This is a genomic window from Pseudarthrobacter arbutini, from assembly GCF_054510915.1.
Genome location: NZ_JBTNDQ010000016.1, coordinates 59,891 through 75,313, shown reverse-complemented (window position 1 = coordinate 75,313; position 15,423 = coordinate 59,891). Strand labels below are relative to the sequence as shown.

Below are 15,423 nucleotides of genomic sequence, written 5' to 3'. Positions count from 1 at the left end.
CGAGAAAGGCCTGCAGCACGATGGACCCCGACGACGGCACCCTGGACTCGGCCTTTATGGCCTTGGCCGACCCCGTGCGGCGGCGGATCATCGCCCGGCTCAGCCGCGGGCAGGCCACAGTCAATGAACTGGCGGAACCCTTCGCGATCACCAAACAGGCGGTCTCGAAGCACATCCAGGTCCTCGAGCAGGCAGGGCTCGTCACCCGCAGCAGGGAAGCCCAGCGCCGGCCCGTCCACCTGAATCCCGCACGGCTGGAGGCTCTCACAGCGTGGATCGACCAGTACCGGCTGGTCCGCGAAGAGCAGTTCCGCAGCCTGGACGCCGTGCTCAGATCCAATGCCGCGAACGGCGGCAACCACCTAAAGGAATCATCATGAGCAATGCCCTGAACCTCACCATTCCTGAAGGACTCCCCTTCATCGACTTCGAGCGGGAGTTCGACTTCCCGGTGGCGGACGTCTTCCGCGCGCACAAGGACCCGGACCTTATCGTCCAGTGGCTCGGCCCGCGTGGCATGAAGATGGAGATCAACCACTTCGATTTCCGGACCGGCGGCAGCTACAGCTACCTGCACACCGGGCCCGACGGCGTCGCCTACGAATTCAGCGGCGTCTATCACACAGTCCGCGAGAACGAATTTGCCATCCAGACCTTCGAATTCGGCGGCTACCCCGACGTGGTCAGCATCGAGTTCGTCACCTTCGAGGATCTCGGCGACGGCCGGTCCCGTGTCCGGGGCCACTCCGTCTACCCCACCCAGGAGGCCCGCGACGGCATGGCGCAGTCCGGCATGGAAGGCGGCATGACCGAGGGCTACGAGCGGCTCGACGAACTGCTCAGCGGCGCCAAGGTCTAGAACAACCCTTAAACGAGTACGACGGCGGCCGGTACCTTCCTGGAGAAGGTAACCGGCCGCCGTCGTACTCGTGGTCGAGCCTGTCGAGACCCGTCGCTGCGCCGGTGGTCGAGCCTGTCGAGACCCGAGGGTGGGCTTTCCTAGCCGTTGAACTCCGCCGGGTGCGGACCGGTGCGGCCGTCCCGCTCCAGGCCGTCGATGACCGACAGCTCATCCGCGGTCAGGTCGAAACCGAACACGTCCAGGTTCTCCCGGATCCGCTGCGGGGTGACGGACTTGGGGATGATGATCCGGCCCTGCTGCAGGTGCCAGCGCAGTATGGCCTGCGCGGGACTCACACCATGCCGTGCGGCGATGTCCGCGACGGCCGGATCCGCCAGCACAGCACCCTGGGCGAGGGGACTCCACGCCTCCGTGGCGATCCCGTGTGCGGCGTTGAAGTCTGCAATGTCCCGCTGCTGGAGTGCTGGGTGGAGTTCAATCTGGTTGATGGCCGGGACCGTGCCGCCCAGGTCAATGATCTTCTGCAGGTGCTCGGGGAGGAAGTTAGAGACGCCGATGGCTTTGGCCTTGCCGCTGGCCAGCAGGTGCTCCAGCGCCCGCCAGGACTCGAGGTACAGGCCGGTTGCCGGCGCCGGCCAGTGGATGAGGTAGAGGTCCAGGTAGTCCAGTCCCAGCTTGTCCAGGCTGGCCTCGAATGCGGCCAGCGTGGCGTCGTAGCCGAGGTCGGCCACCCACAGTTTGGACGTAATGAAGAGTTCTTCCCGGCCGATGCCCGACTCGGCGATGGCGCGTCCGGTACCTGCCTCATTGCCGTAGATGGCGGCGGTGTCGATGCTCCGGTAACCGGCTGCAAGCGCGTGGCTGACCGCGGCGGTGGTGTCGTCGTCGGACACCTGGAAGACGCCGAACCCCAGCTGCGGCATCCGCACGCCGTTGTTGAGGGTGATCTCCGGGATGGACGTGGTGATGGGGGTGGAAGTCATGGGTTCTCCTGTTGCGGGTTTGAGGATTGGGTATTGAAGGCTTAGTGAAGGACGGGTACGGGTTCGGCGACCACACGCCCGTCGGCGTCGGGGGACGCCTGCCGGACGGCGCGCTTGGCTCCGGCGGCGGCGATGATCATCACCGCGAGGCCCAGCAGGGTGATGCCGGCGCCGGCCCAGATGGGCGAGGTGTAGCCGAGTCCGGCCGTGATGGTCACTCCCCCGAGCCAGGCGCCGAGGGCGTTGCCGACGTTGAACGCACCGATATTGGCGCCGGAGGCGAGGGTGGGGGCGCTGGAGGCATACTTCATAACACGCATCTGCAGGCCCGGCACGGTGGCGAATCCGAAGCCGCCCATCAGGACGATGGAGGCAACGGTGAGCACCTGGTTGCCGGCGGTCAGGGCAAAGCCGACGAGCACAACCACCAGCACCGAGAGCACCACAACGAGCGTGCGGTCCACGTTGCGGTCCGCGGCCTTGCCGCCGATGGTGTTGCCGATAAAGAGGCCTACACCGAAGACGATCAGCAGCCACGGCACGGTGGAAGCCGCGAAGCCGGAAACCTCGGTGAGGGTAAAGGCGATGTACGTAAAGGCGCCGAACATCCCGCCGTAGCCGAGGATCGTGACCAGGATGGAGAGCCACACCTGGCCCGAGCGGAAGGCGCGCAGTTCACTGCGCAGGGTTCCGGGCGTGGTGTCGCCATGGCCGGTCTTCGGAACGAGCGCCAGGATTCCCGCCAGGGCGATGACTCCGATGACGGTGATGGCCCAGAACGTCGAGCGCCAGCCTGCGGCCTGTCCCAGCATGGTGCCGAACGGCACGCCCAGGACGTTGGCTGCGGTGAGCCCGGTGAACATGATGGCGATGGCGCCGGCCTTTTTGGTGGGGGCCACCATGTCCGCGGCCACCACGGCGCCGATCCCGAAGAAGGCACCGTGCGCCAGGGCGGCGATGATCCGGCCGATCATCATCATCCCGTAATCGGGAGCGATGGCTGAGACCAGGTTGCCGGCGATGAACAGCACCAGCAGGACGGCGAGGACGGGCTTGCGTTCGAAGCGGGTCACCGCCGCGGTCAGCACCAATGCGCCGACGACCACTGCGAGGGCGTATCCGGAGATCAGCCAGCCGGCCGTGGCCTCGCTGACCTGGAAGTCGGCGGCAACCTCGGGCAGCAGGCCCATGATCACGAACTCGGTGAGTCCGATGCCGAACCCGCCGAGGGCGAGGGCTATCAGGCCAATGGGCATGTGGATGCTCCTTTGAAAACTGTACGGAATGAGATAGGACGCGTAAGCTAGTAGTTGCAGACGCGTTATTTATTGTTGCACAAGCAGATACACCGCGCAAGCAACTATTATCGATTGTGCTCCGCCTCACGCCGCCAGGCGGCCGGAGCACCCGCGAGAGGAAAGACAGATGGGCATCAAGGACGACGCCGTGGAGGTCCGGGCACAGGGTTGGCGCACGCTCGCGGCGCTGCACGGCCTGATCGAGGGTGAGCTGGAACGCTCCCTGCAGGCCGAATCAAAGCTGTCAGTGGTGGAGTACACCGTGCTGGATGCGCTCAGCCGCCAGGACGGCTGGCACATGCGTATGCAGCAGCTCGCCCGCGCCACCGCGCTCAGCGCCAGCGCCACCACCCGGCTGGTCAACAGGCTTGAGGACCGCGCCCTGCTGACCCGGATCCTCTGCGCGGACGACCGCCGCGGCATCTACACCGAGCTCACGCCCAGCGGCATCGCCCTGCTGGAGGAAACCCGGCCGGTCCATGACGCCACCCTGGAACGCGCCCTGGCGGAGGCCCAGGAGATTCCCGAGCTGGCCGCGCTGGTGGACGCACTCCCCCGGCTCCACGCGAACGTCTAGGCACGACCAACCCAGGGCGGCTGCAAGTACGACGACGGACGCTCACCTTCCAGGAGAAGGCGAGCGTCCGTCGTCGTAATGCTCGCAAACGCTATGGCTAAAGGGCCGCGGCGTCCCCCGCAATGATGGCTGCCAGCTCCGGCGGCAAACCCTTGCCGGAGGAGGCAGTGGCATCGGCTGCCACATCCTGCCAGCGATCACGGTCAACATTCTTCATTAAGCGGTCCCGCACGTTACTGTCGACGCCGTCAGTGACCAGCAGGGTATACAGCCCGGCCTTGCTCGCCTGCACGGTGAACGTCAGGGATGCCGTGGCCTCGCCGCCCGTCCCCGTGGCCTGGGCAGTCAGGGTGTGCTCCCCCAGGGCCAGGCTGGCCGCCTTTTTCTGGTAGCCCTCAGCAATGGGCTGGCCGTCCAGCTGGATGGACACGTGGTCCGCACTCGAGGTTTCGACGGCGGGAGCCACAGTGTCCGCGCGGCCAAGCACGCCGCCGTCCAGGTTCCCGGCGAAGCGTACGGTGGGCGCGGCCGGTGTGGGTGTGGTGCCAATAGCGCTTTGGAAGCCCACCAGGGCCCCGGCGCGGTTGGTGATGATGCCGTCAACGCCGGCGTCGGTCATGTCCTTCCACTGCCGGGGGTTGTCCACGGTGTAAGGCATCACGGCGATGCCCGCATCGTGGAGTTCCTTGATGGCCGCCGGACGGGCAGCAAGCGCGGACCAGCTGGGGTTGTACGTCACGGCTCCGAACTGCTTGGCCGCCGCCACAACGTCCGTGTCCAAGGCGCCGCGGAGCAGTCCCAGCCGCAGCGAAGGTTCGTAGTCGCGTGCGTACTGCAGAACGTTTGTGTCAAAGCTCTGCAGGATGGTCTGGTTCAGCATGCCCCGTTCCTTGAGCATCTCGACGGTCCGCTGCACTTCCTCGCGCGTCTCCGGGCCCTTCACCTCCAGGAGCAGGCCCGTTCCTTCGGTGTCAGTCTGGTCCAGGAATTCCGCCAAGGTGGGCACCTTGGCCCCGGCGTAGGCGGGTGCAAACCAGGAGCCTGCCTCAAGTCCGGCGATGTAGTCGGCGGTGAGGGTGGAGACGTCGCCCGTTCCGGCAGTGACGCGGTCAACCGTGTTGTCGTGGATGACCACCGGCACCCCGTCTTTGGACGTGTTGACGTCCATTTCAATCCAGTCGGCGCCGGCCCGGCCCCCGGAGAGGAGCGCCTGCAGCGTATTCTCAGGAATGACTGCGGAGAGCCCGCGGTGGGCGATCACGGCGGGCTGCTGCCCTGGCTTGACCAGGAGCGATTCCGTGGCGGGCAGTTCGGTGACCTTGATATCGTCATATGAGACGGTGGCTCCGTTGGCCACCAGGCCAAGAATGCCGTTGTCCGTTCTGATCAGCCGGTTGGTCTCCATCATTTCCTGACCGTTGAAGTACCAGACGGCGTTCCTGCTGCGCACCTCGACCGCCACGCGCACGTCGTTTCCGGTTCCTGCGTCCGACGGCGCGGAGGCAGTCTCCGTGACGTTCCAGCTGTTGGCGGCCGTCCGTTCGGCAAACTCCAGGCCGTTTGTTGCCTTGGTGCCGGAGCGCATGGTCGCAATCCAGAACGGGACACCGCCGTCGGGCCTCATGTCCAGGGCGAGGGCAGACCAGCGGGCCGCGTTGAGGACGTTTTCAAACCGGACGGTCGCTTCGAACCGGTAGTTGGGCAGGTGGGGGCCGAAGGTCACCCGTGAGAGCTGACTGGACGATGTGCTGGTTCCATACAGGCGCCCGTTTTCCACCTTCCACGCGCCGTCCACGGCGGTGAATCCCTCGGGGAGCCCCGGACCGGAAAAGTCCTGGCTGTAGGCGGGCGCCGGTTCAGCTGCGGGCAACACTGTGCCAGGAGAAACTTGTGGGGCGGATGCGCGGGCAGCGGGCAAGGGCAGCAGGACGGCGGCCAGCAGCGCTGCTGCAACCAGGCCGGTGCGTCTCCGTTGAGATATGTTCACCCGAAAGACGCTAGGCGCGTCTCCTAGCAGCCAGGAATATCCGCAGTGAACGGCCCGTGAACCCGGCGGGACAAGCTCTGGGCCACTGCCGGGGCCGGGCAGCTACTTAACCAAGAACGCGGGGTCACTCAGCGCCCGATCCAACCTCTGGAACGGGCAGGGAGTGACCCCGCGTTGCTCTTACAGAACTACTAGAGCGCTGCGTAAACTTCGCGCAGCAGCTTGGCGGTCTCGGACGGCGTCTTGCCGACCTTCACGCCTGCAGCCTCGAGGGCTTCCTTCTTGGCCTGGGCGGTTCCGGCGGAACCGGAGACGATGGCGCCGGCGTGGCCCATGGTCTTGCCTTCGGGAGCGGTGAAGCCGGCAACGTAGCCAACAACCGGCTTGGTGACGTGTGCCTTGATGAAGTCGGCAGCACGCTCTTCGGCGTCGCCACCGATTTCGCCGATCATCACGATCGCCTTAGTCTCGGGGTCAGCCTCGAACGCGGCCAGGGCGTCGATGTGCGTGGTGCCGATGACGGGGTCGCCGCCGATGCCGATGGCGGTGGAGAAGCCGAGGTCGCGCAGCTCGTACATCATCTGGTAGGTCAGGGTTCCGGACTTGGAAACCAGGCCGATGGGGCCCTTGCCCGTGATGTTGGCCGGCGTGATGCCAACCAGCGCTTCGCCCGGCGTGATGATGCCGGGGCAGTTCGGGCCGATGATGCGGGTGACCTGCTTGCCGTCGGCGTCAACCGTGGACTGGGCCAGTGCCCAGAACTCGGCGGAATCCTGGACCGGCACGCCTTCGGTGATGACGACGACCAGGCCGATGCCTGCCTCGATGGCCTCAACCACGGCGTTCTTGGTGAATGCCGGCGGGACGAAGACGATGGAGACGTCGGCGCCGGTTTCAGCCATGGCTTCCTTGACGGTGCCAAAAACGGTGATTTCGGTGTCGCCGTGCAGGACCGTGGTGCCGGCCTTACGGGCGTTAACGCCACCAACAATGTTGGTGCCGGCCTTCAGCATCAGGGCGGTGTGCTTGGTGCCTTCGCCGCCGGTGATGCCCTGGACGATGACCTTGGAGTCCTTGTTCAGATAGATAGACATGGTGCGTCCCTTTACTTAGCTGCGTTGGCGAGCTCGGCGGCCTTGTCGGCGCCCTCGTCCATGGTGGCGGCCAGGGTAACCAGCGGGTGGTTGGCCTCGGCCAGGATGCGGCGGCCTTCCTCAACGTTGTTGCCGTCGAGGCGGACTACCAGCGGCTTGTTCGCGGAGTGGCCCAGCTCGGCCAGCGCACCAACGATGCCCTTGGCGACGGCGTCACACGCGGTGATGCCACCGAAGACGTTCACGAACACGGACTTGACCTGCGGGTCGCCCAGGATGACGTCGAGGCCGGCAGCCATGACCTCGGCGGAAGCTCCACCGCCGATGTCCAGGAAGTTGGCGGGCTTGACGTTGCCGTGGTTTTCACCGGCGTAGGCGACAACGTCCAGGGTGGACATGACCAGGCCTGCACCGTTGCCGATGATGCCCACGGAGCCGTCCAGCTTGACGTAGTTCAGGTCCTGCGCCTTGGCCTTGGCCTCGAGCGGATCTGCAGCGTCCTTGTCTTCAAGGAGGGCGTGCTTGGCGTGGCGGAAGTCGGCGTTCTCGTCGAGCGAGACCTTGCCATCCAGTGCCACGATGTCGCCGGCGCCGGTCTTGACCAGCGGGTTGACCTCAACGAGGGTGGCGTCTTCCTTCTTGAAGACGTCCCAGAGCTTGAGGATCACGGCGGCGACTTTGCCGCGCAGTTCCTCATCGAAGCCTGCAGCTGCAACGATTTCGTCAGCCTTGGCCTGGTCGATGCCCACAGCGGGGTCGATGGCGATCTTGGCGAGCGCCTCAGGGCGTTCGACGGCGAGCTGTTCGATTTCCATGCCGCCTTCTACCGAGCACATGGCCAGGTAGTTGCGGTTGGCCCGGTCCAGCAGCACGGAGAAGTAGTACTCCTCGGCAATGTCGGCACCCTGGGCAATCATCACCTTGTTGACGGTGTGGCCCTTGATGTCCATGCCCAGGATGTTGGTGGAGTGCTCAAACGCCTCATCGGCGGTTTTGGCAACCTTGACGCCGCCAGCCTTACCGCGGCCACCGGCCTTAACCTGGGCCTTAACGACAGTTACGCCGCCGATTTTCTCGGCAGCTGCCTTTGCTTCTTCTGGGGTGTACGCCACGATGCCGGCAAGCACGGGTACACCGTGCGCCTCGAACATATCGCGCGCCTGGTATTCAAACAGGTCCACGGTTTAGTGTCCTTCTACGTCGAAGTAGTTTCTGTACAGTCGGGCACCGCCGAAGACGATGACCGGGCTGCGGATTGCCTGCACCTGCGACCAGTCCGGAAACGGGCCCCACAGCGCAATGCTCCATTCGGAACTCTAGCCCTCTCAGAGGACCGGCCCGTTCCACACTACCGCTTATGTGAGTAACGACACTATTCTATGGAGCGTAGAAAAACGCCTAGATTACGGGGTTTTTGAGGCCTCCGCGGGTGCCGGGGAGGCCGTTGCAGCTGCCTTGGAAATAAGTTCGTAGCGGTCCCGGGCCACAAAGAATCCGACGCCGGCCGAGACGTTTCCGCACGCCACGCCGCCGTTATGGGCCGAACAGCGCAGCCCGTTCCGTTCCAGGTTCTGGCCCTCGGCGAGGACCGCCAGTTCGGTCAGCGGGCCGCTTATATTTCCTTTGGGTCCGTAGGCTGCCTCCATTTGTGTGACGCCGGAACGGCACTCCCCATACGTTGCCTTGTCCGGGCTGAGCAGCGCCGCTCCGCCCAGATAGCCCAGGCCGGTGCCGGCGCAGTCGTCCTTGATGTCGCCCGCGGCAGGCTTGGGGTAACCGGCAAGCTCGCAATGCGCCACCGGGACGGTGGCGAGCTTGTTGTTGGCCGCATCACTGAAGCTGTTCGACTCATACGGGAGGTTGAGGTGTTCCCCACGGGCCGATGTCAGGGAGCACACAATGTTCCGGTCCTCCGTGATGAAGGACAGGACATCCCCGCTGGCCTTGAACGCGGCGGGGTCGGCCAGCGCTGCCTGTTCCAGTTGTTCCATGGCCGGCAGCGGCGGCGGAGCCACATAGTCCGGGTCCTCGGTGGTGATGCTGCACGCAGTGCCTGCCAGCAGGAAGAAGGCGGCCAGGATCCCCAATACAGTCCGTCGCATGGCCTCCATTATGCCCCGGCAGCGGTCTCAGGCCGTCGGGCGCGTCCCGGCGGCCTCGACGACGGCGGCAGCAGCTTCGGCGGGATCCTCACGGTCGAACTGCTCCTGCATCGTCCGGGCGCGGGATTTCCAGCCGGGATCCTCCAGGACCTTTCGAACTGCAGCGGCTATGTCGGCGGACTTGGGTGACTCCGTCCTGAGGTTAATGCCGACGCCGGCGTTTTCCACCCGGGCGTTAACATCACTTTTGCCCTCGTTGATCCCCGAAACCACCAAGGGAACCCCCTTGGACAGGCTCAGCTGGACACCGCCAAATCCACCGTTGGTGATGAAGACATCCGTGAAGTCAAAGACCTCCGCGAAGTCCACGTAGTCCCGGACCACCACGTTGGGTTGCGCGTACCGGGCTTTCAACTCTTCGGTGCCGTGCCCGCCGGTTGCCACGATGACCAACGCATCCATGTCCTTGACCGCCTCAAGCGACGGAACGATGAGTTTGTCTTGGTCCAGGTTGTCCACAGTTCCCTGGGTGACAACGAGTGTTGCGGGGTAGGACCGGGGAAACCCGCCGTCCCCGCTGAAATCAGCGGAACCGGGGGCGGCCGGGCCTGGCGACCGGTATGGCAGGAGCGCACCGACGTAGTGCACTTTGGGGTTGACCCGGCGCCGCGGGAAATCGAGGGATTCCGGGCCGGTCTGGATAATGGCGTCCGAGCACCGATAGGGTTCGTCCGTCAGCCGGCCTTCCCGCGGAACAGCCTGGCCGTAGGCGGCATGCTGCCGGCGGTAGCTTTGACTGGCCGGCCGAAGGATGACCTTGTCGGACAGCAGGCCCGCCAAGCCTTGGACCGCCTTCTCCGCAGGATTGCGGGGCGGCCGGAACCCGAAGAAAAGCGGCGGCACCTGCGGGTCGCTTTCCATGTTGGGGATCGCAACAAAATTCACCACCGGCTTGCCCATCAAGTGGGAGACGAGCCGGTGAATGAACATGGAACTGTCCGCCACAAGAACGTCGAAGGGATTCTGCTGCGCGACCTCGCGGATGTCCTCGAAGAAGTGGCTGACGTTGCTGGCGAAAATCTTCTCGCCGTCGAAGCCGATGGCCCGTGGGCCCTTGAGCTTGGCCCGCTCCGGATAGAGCTCATTGAGGTTGTCCGCGCGGTGCTCGATGGCCCTGCGGAAGGGGAAGTGCTGGATTCCCATGCCGCCGAGCCTGTCCGCATAGACCGGACCCGTGTACCAGACCACCTCGTGGCCGCGGTCCTTGAGCCGCATCGCCACGCCCGTCATGGGGTTGAAATGGCCGTCAATGGCCTGGCTGGCGAACAGGATCTTCACAGTGGTGCCCCCGAATCTGCTGTGCTCAAGTTCTGCTGTGCTCAAGTGGCCTGCGCTTCACCGGTTCCCCGGCTACCGGCTGTTTCCCGGGTACGCGCGTTCCTGAACTGTAAGCCAGCCGGGGCGCCCGGACAAGGGCAAGCGTGGTCAGGCGTCAAGCTTCGTGAGTGGCGCGTAGCGGAGCAGGAGTCGCTTCTCGCCGACGCTGAACTTCACCTTGGCCACCGTCTTGTCCCCCGCGCCTTCCAGCGCTAGCACCGTGCCGTTGCCGAAGCTGGTGTGGTTGACCTTGTCGCCTACACTGACGGCCACAATCTCCTTCTGCGGCTGGACCCGGTTCTTGGCGATGGCCGCGGGAACGTCCGCGTTGAAGCCCGCCGAGGTATCGGCGGCCGCGCCGCGGGACGTGCCGGCGCCCCAGAAGGATCCGCCGTAACGGCTGGAACCGATCGACGCGCTGCTGCTCCCCCAGCCGCCGGACTGCCGGCTGGTGCCTTCGCGTTTCCAGTCCAGCAGCTCGGCGGGAATTTCCTCGAGGAACTGGCTGGCCGGGTTGTACTGGCTTTGGCCCCACATGCTGCGGACTTCTGACCGGGTGACGTAGAGGCGCTTGCGCGCGCGGGTCAGGCCCACGTAGGCCAGCCGGCGTTCCTCGGCGAGTTCCTTGGGGTCCGTGGCCGAGCGCTGGTGCGGGAACAGCCCGTGTTCCATGCCGGTCAGGAACACCACCGGGAATTCGAGCCCCTTGGCGGTGTGGAGGGTCATCAGCGTGACCACGCCCAGGCGTTTGGCTTCGGCCACGGCGGCGTCGATGTCCGCGCCGGGGGCGTCCGGGATCTGGTCCGCGTCTGCCACCAGGGACACCTGTTCCAGGAATGCGCCTAGGGAACCTTCCGGGTTCTCCTGTTCGTATTCGCGCACGACGGCGACGAGTTCCGCCAGGTTCTCCACGCGGGACTCATCCTGTGGATCAGTGCTGGAACGCAGCCCCGCAAGGTAACCGGTTTGTTCCAGGACGGCCTCCAGCGCAGCGGCGGCACCCGAACCGGAGGCAACCTCTGCGAGGTCGTCCAGCAGTTTCACAAACCCGAGGACGGCGTTGACGGAACGGGTGGCCATGCCGGGAGCTTCTTCAGCCCTCCGGGCGGCGGCCATGAACGACATCCGTTCGCGCTCGGCCAGTGCGGCCACGGCACCTTCGGCGCGGTCACCAATGCCGCGCTTGGGTTCGTTGAGCACCCGGCGCAGGTTGACGTCGTCGTCCGGGTTCACCAGAACGCGGAGGTACGCGAGGGCGTCCTTGATTTCCTTGCGGTCGTAGAAGCGGGTGCCGCCCACCACTTTGTACGGTAGGCCAACCCGGACCAGCACGTCCTCGATGGAACGGGACTGCGCGTTGGTGCGGTAGAAAATGGCAACATCACCGGGGCGGAGGTTGTCCTCGTCCTGGAGCCGGTCAATCTCCTTGGCAATGAACTGGGCCTCGGCGTGCTCGTTCTCGCCCACATAGCCAATGATCTTGTGGCCCTCGCCCTCGGCGGTCCACAGCCGCTTGTCGGGGCGGTTGGGGTTGCGTGAGATCACGGAGTTGGCCGCGCTGAGGATGTTCTGCGTGGAGCGGTAGTTCTGCTCCAGTTTGATGGTGCGGGCGTCCGGGTAGTCCTTTTCGAACTCCACGATGTTGCGGATGTCGGCGCCGCGGAAGGCGTAGATGGATTGGTCGGAGTCGCCGACGACGGTGAGCTCGGACGCGCCGGGGCCCTCACCCACGATTTCGCGGACCAGGGCGTACTGGGCGTGGTTGGTGTCCTGGTACTCGTCCACCAGGACGTGCCGGAACCGCCGCCGGTAGGAATCGGCGAGCGCCGGGAAGGCGCGGAACATGTAGACGGTCTCGGCGATGAGGTCATCGAAGTCCATGGCGTTGGCTTGGCGCAGCCGCTGGGTGTAGCCCTTGAAGACGTCAGCCACGGCGGACTCGAAGGGATCGTTGTAGTTCGCGGAGGACGCGTAGGCATCTGCGTCGATGAGCTCGTTCTTGAGCGCGGAGATCTTGTGCTGGATGGCCTTGGGCGCGAACTTCTTGGGGTCCAGGTCCAGGCTCTTGGAGACCTGGATTACCAGCCGCAGCGAGTCCGCGGAGTCGTAGATGGAGAAGTTCGACTTCCGGCCGACGTTGGCGGCCTCCTGGCGCAGGATACGCACGCAGGACGAGTGGAACGTGGAGATCCACATGATCTTGGCCCGTCCACCCACCAGCGCAGCGATGCGCTCCCGCATCTCGGCGGCGGCCTTGTTGGTGAACGTGATGGCCAGGATCTCACCGTGATGCGCGCGGCGCGTGGCAATGAGGTATGCGATCCGGTTGCTGAGGACGCGGGTTTTTCCCGAGCCGGCGCCGGCCACAATAAGCAGGGCACCGCCGGCGTGCTTGACAGCCTCCTCCTGCTGCGGGTTAAGCCCCTGCAGGAGTTCCTCGGCATTGGGCCGGTGGTGGGCCGGCTCGCCGTTGCCGTCATGAGAGGGCTGCTGGTTGGCCCAGCCGCCCGTGCGCTGGGCGCCCTGTTCTGCTGCGTGTTCGGACCCGCCGCCCGGTCCGCTGCCAGGCCCGCCGCCACCGAATTCGGCGGCCGCGGCAAGGCCTTCCGGGCGCGACTTGGTGCGGGCGGAGGCTGGCGCGGCGGCCTTGAACGGTCCGTCAGAGTACGGGTCAAACAACATATCCATGGTGCCTACAAGTCTAGGCGGTGGGGCTGACAGTCAGGTCCAACCCTGTGGATAACACCGTGAGCCCAACCTCGGAAACGCGCAAAAGCGGCCCGGACTCAGGCCACGGAGCCCGACTCGAGGGCGGCACGCAGCTCCCGTACCGCCGTCGTGCCTCCCGCCATAAACCAGTCCAGGCCGTTGATCCGGACCGTGTCCGTGGCACCGCCGGCGGCCCGGACGATTGCCTTGCCGGGCAGCCAGTCCCATTCCGGGCAGCTGTGCTGGAACCAGCACCCCAGCTGGCCATCGGCCACCCGGCCCAGGTCGCAGGACCCGGAGCCGAACATCCGCAGCGCCGCGGCGGAGGTGGCCGCAGCGTGCCAGGGCATGGCGCAGAGCGGATCCATCAGCCAGGTGGGGTGGATGTAGGTGGCTGCGCCGAGTTCGGCGAGCGCGGTCGCATTGCGCGCGGTGCCGTCCTGACCGGCCCCCGCGTCCCGGTAGGCGGTCATCACCTCTCCATTCAGCGTGGCCGCGTGGGCCGTGCCGCCGAGCCAGAGTTTGTCCTCCTCGGGCTGGAATATCGCGCCGAGCAGCACATCGGACGAGTCCTTCAGTGCGAGGGCCGAGCACCAGTACGTGGATCCGTGCAGGAAGTTATAGGTGCCATCCACGGGGTCGATCACCCAGGTACGGCCGCTGGTGCCGGCCACCGAAGCGCCTTCCTCCCCCAGGATGCCGTCCTCCGGCCGGCAGCGCTGCAGCTGCCCCAGCACGTAGGCTTCCGCAGCGTGGTCCGCAGCGGTCACCACGTCGGAGATGGAGGTTTTCTGCTGGGACTGCAGTCCGGCCATGCGCATCAGGAGCGCCAGTTGCCCGGCTTCGCGCACCAGCGCGGAGGCCAGCTGGTAATCGTCCAGGGCGGGGTCAAGTTCAAGGGCGCTGTGCCGGCCAGTGGTCATGGACCCAGTTTAGGTGGCGGGATAATGGTGCCATGGCCAAAACCCCAGCGCAGCGGATCAAGAAGCACGGCTCCAAGGCGGCTGTTCCGCAGCACAGCCTTCCGCCGGTCATCAACCCCACCACCAGCCGTTCGCCGCAGAAGGCCCAGAACAACACCAACCTAATCCTCATCGCGGGTGTGACAGTGAGCCTGTTCCTGTTCTGGTACGTCCACCTGCTCACGCTGCAGCAGCTCACCCAGCTCTCCGGCGGCCTGGCCATGCCGGATTCCCTGGTGGGCGGTTTTGACACCGGCTATGTTGGCCAATTGAACGCCGCCATGGACAACGACGCCCGCGGCCAGCTCAACTACGTCCACAAGACTGCCGGCACACTGTTCCCGCTGATCTTCGGCTTCACGTGGCTGCTCCTGATCGGAACCAACGTCGCCAGGAAGACGCTCCGCTGGGCCCTCTGGGCGGTGCCGCTGCTGTTTGTGGTGGTCCGGTTGTGGGGCAATGTCGCCGTCGACGCCGCGCTGGGATCGGAAACGGCCGACGCCGGCCAGGTCGCCTTGGCGTCCGGGCTCACCGTTGCGGGGTGGGTGCTGTTCGTCGTCAGCCTGCTGGCCGGGGCAGCGGCAGTGTTCCTGCGCAAACGGCCGCGCCAGCAGTAGGTTCCCGCCCGTACCTCCGGAGAGTTCTCCCCATACCGTTCCTGCCGGACACCCCGATAGTGTGTCCAGTGCCGGCATCCGATGCCGGGGATCTTAAACATCGGGGGAATCCATGGGGGAATCACGGACGGATCCTGCTCTCAATATCTTTGAGATCAGCGGACTGGCCTGGGCGTCAACTGTCCACAAGGCGGCGGAAGTACTGGCGAACGAGGCGGATGGCGACCTTTCCGCGTACCGGGAGTCGGCCCAGGCCGAGGCCAGCCGCCAACTGGATGCTGAAGACCCCCAGGCCATGGAAGCCGAGCTGCGCCGGGCAGGAATTGTCGACGGGCAGGGCGCCATCACCCGGCAGTGGGTGCTCGCAGTGTGGATTGCGGCGTCTGCTCCCGTGAAGGCCGCGGCGGTGGTCCAAACACAGGAGCTGTCCGTCCACACCGAGATCGGACTCGCCGGCGGGCGGGGCGTTGGAATCACCTATTACCGCAGGATCCGGCACGGTGTGGACGGTGTGGCCGTGACGGAAGTCCGCAACGCGGTCGAAGTTTCCTTCTTCCGCGAGGAAGATGCCTGGGCTGCCATCCGGCGCCATTTGCCCGCGGCCGCGGAACGGCAGGCGGCACCGGATACCGTCATCGAGGAAACCGGTCCTGTCGCCACCCATGCGTTCCATCTTGAGGTGTCGGCGGCGGTGCCCGCTGCGGACCAGGGACATCACTCGGGACATCTCAGTAGAGACGCCTGGGCTCTGGCGGAGCGTAGCTATTCCATTGCTGACCTCAGCCGCGAGTTTGCGTGGCGTGTGCTCGGAGCCCGCGAGTACCTTGCCAGCGCTGCGGAAAAGGCGGCGTGACC

Annotated in this window: 14 protein-coding genes; 5 read left to right on the top strand and 9 right to left on the bottom strand. The window is 65.6% G+C overall.

Features of this window, described 5'->3' with window-relative positions; genetic code table 11:
- The first annotated feature begins 20 nt into the window (after positions 1-20).
- Together ACX80V_RS17540 and ACX80V_RS17535 are read left to right on the top strand one after the other, a co-directional pair.
- On the top strand, positions 21-380 hold the full coding sequence (locus ACX80V_RS17540) for an ArsR/SmtB family transcription factor (RefSeq protein ID WP_485844258.1): 360 nt from the start codon (positions 21-23) through the stop codon (positions 378-380).
- The gene (locus ACX80V_RS17535; RefSeq protein ID WP_485844215.1) at positions 377-859 is read left to right on the top strand and encodes an SRPBCC family protein; all 483 of its coding nucleotides are present in this window, start codon (positions 377-379) and stop codon (positions 857-859) included. The genes ACX80V_RS17540 and ACX80V_RS17535 overlap by 4 nt, the downstream gene beginning before the upstream one ends.
- Positions 860-999: 140 nt before the next feature.
- Here ACX80V_RS17535 and ACX80V_RS17530 read toward each other — a convergent pair whose 3' ends face one another.
- Both ACX80V_RS17530 and ACX80V_RS17525 read right to left on the bottom strand, forming a co-directional pair.
- Positions 1,000-1,845 carry an aldo/keto reductase gene (locus tag ACX80V_RS17530; protein ID WP_485844214.1) on the bottom strand — a complete coding sequence of 282 codons (846 nt, stop codon included), beginning with the start codon at positions 1,843-1,845 and terminating at the stop codon, positions 1,000-1,002.
- A 41-nt stretch (positions 1,846-1,886) separates the two neighbouring features.
- A complete protein-coding gene (locus ACX80V_RS17525) occupies positions 1,887-3,101 on the bottom strand; it encodes an MFS transporter (RefSeq protein ID WP_485844213.1) in 1,215 nt (404 codons plus the stop codon).
- A gap of 169 nt (positions 3,102-3,270) precedes the next feature.
- On the opposite strand from ACX80V_RS17525, the gene ACX80V_RS17520 reads away from it, so the two are divergent.
- Entirely contained in the window at positions 3,271-3,720 is a 450-nt protein-coding gene (locus ACX80V_RS17520) for a MarR family winged helix-turn-helix transcriptional regulator (protein ID WP_485844212.1), read from the top strand.
- 97 nt (positions 3,721-3,817) lie between these two features.
- On the opposite strand, the gene ACX80V_RS17515 is transcribed toward ACX80V_RS17520, so the two are convergent.
- The 7 genes from ACX80V_RS17515 to ACX80V_RS17485 form a co-directional block, all read right to left on the bottom strand.
- Positions 3,818-5,707, bottom strand: a complete 1,890-nt coding sequence (locus tag ACX80V_RS17515; protein WP_485844211.1) for a glycerophosphodiester phosphodiesterase — start codon at positions 5,705-5,707, stop codon at positions 3,818-3,820.
- Positions 5,708-5,898: 191 nt separating this feature from the next.
- Complete coding sequence (sucD, locus tag ACX80V_RS17510) at positions 5,899-6,801, bottom strand: succinate--CoA ligase subunit alpha (RefSeq protein WP_485844210.1); 903 nt, start codon at positions 6,799-6,801, stop codon at positions 5,899-5,901.
- A gap of 11 nt (positions 6,802-6,812) precedes the next feature.
- Positions 6,813-7,982 carry an ADP-forming succinate--CoA ligase subunit beta gene (sucC, locus tag ACX80V_RS17505; RefSeq protein WP_104062812.1) on the bottom strand — a complete coding sequence of 390 codons (1,170 nt, stop codon included), beginning with the start codon at positions 7,980-7,982 and terminating at the stop codon, positions 6,813-6,815.
- 222 nt (positions 7,983-8,204) lie between these two features.
- Positions 8,205-8,912: a hypothetical protein gene (locus ACX80V_RS17500; protein WP_485844209.1), complete on the bottom strand. Its 708-nt coding sequence runs from the start codon at positions 8,910-8,912 to the stop codon at positions 8,205-8,207.
- Between the two features lie 18 nt (positions 8,913-8,930).
- Positions 8,931-10,286, bottom strand: a complete 1,356-nt coding sequence (locus ACX80V_RS17495; RefSeq protein WP_485844208.1) for a glycosyltransferase — start codon at positions 10,284-10,286, stop codon at positions 8,931-8,933.
- 102 nt (positions 10,287-10,388) lie between these two features.
- Entirely contained in the window at positions 10,389-12,968 is a 2,580-nt protein-coding gene (gene pcrA, locus ACX80V_RS17490) for a DNA helicase PcrA (RefSeq protein WP_485844207.1), read from the bottom strand.
- Positions 12,969-13,066: 98 nt separating this feature from the next.
- Positions 13,067-13,912, bottom strand: coding sequence for an inositol monophosphatase family protein (locus ACX80V_RS17485; protein WP_485844206.1), 846 nt, complete (start codon positions 13,910-13,912; stop codon positions 13,067-13,069).
- A gap of 32 nt (positions 13,913-13,944) precedes the next feature.
- Here ACX80V_RS17485 and ACX80V_RS17480 point away from each other — a divergent pair, with 32 nt between their 5' ends.
- Complete coding sequence (locus tag ACX80V_RS17480; RefSeq protein WP_485844205.1) at positions 13,945-14,568, top strand: hypothetical protein; 624 nt, start codon at positions 13,945-13,947, stop codon at positions 14,566-14,568.
- 112 nt (positions 14,569-14,680) lie between these two features.
- Positions 14,681-15,421 carry a hypothetical protein gene (locus ACX80V_RS17475; protein ID WP_485844204.1) on the top strand — a complete coding sequence of 247 codons (741 nt, stop codon included), beginning with the start codon at positions 14,681-14,683 and terminating at the stop codon, positions 15,419-15,421.
- Positions 15,422-15,423 lie beyond the last annotated feature (2 nt).

Coding starts and splice junctions, on each gene's coding strand:
- ACX80V_RS17540 (WP_485844258.1), top strand. CDS start 21: ATGGACCCCGACGACGGCACCCTGGACTCGGCCTTTATGGCCTTGGCC.
- ACX80V_RS17475 (WP_485844204.1), top strand. CDS start 14,681: ATGGGGGAATCACGGACGGATCCTGCTCTCAATATCTTTGAGATCAGC.
- ACX80V_RS17485 (WP_485844206.1), bottom strand. CDS start 13,912: ATGACCACTGGCCGGCACAGCGCCCTTGAACTTGACCCCGCCCTGGAC.
- ACX80V_RS17480 (WP_485844205.1), top strand. CDS start 13,945: ATGGCCAAAACCCCAGCGCAGCGGATCAAGAAGCACGGCTCCAAGGCG.
- ACX80V_RS17530 (WP_485844214.1), bottom strand. CDS start 1,845: ATGACTTCCACCCCCATCACCACGTCCATCCCGGAGATCACCCTCAAC.
- ACX80V_RS17535 (WP_485844215.1), top strand. CDS start 377: ATGAGCAATGCCCTGAACCTCACCATTCCTGAAGGACTCCCCTTCATC.
- ACX80V_RS17500 (WP_485844209.1), bottom strand. CDS start 8,912: ATGGAGGCCATGCGACGGACTGTATTGGGGATCCTGGCCGCCTTCTTC.
- sucD (WP_485844210.1), bottom strand. CDS start 6,801: ATGTCTATCTATCTGAACAAGGACTCCAAGGTCATCGTCCAGGGCATC.
- ACX80V_RS17520 (WP_485844212.1), top strand. CDS start 3,271: ATGGGCATCAAGGACGACGCCGTGGAGGTCCGGGCACAGGGTTGGCGC.
- pcrA (WP_485844207.1), bottom strand. CDS start 12,968: ATGGATATGTTGTTTGACCCGTACTCTGACGGACCGTTCAAGGCCGCC.
- ACX80V_RS17525 (WP_485844213.1), bottom strand. CDS start 3,101: ATGCCCATTGGCCTGATAGCCCTCGCCCTCGGCGGGTTCGGCATCGGA.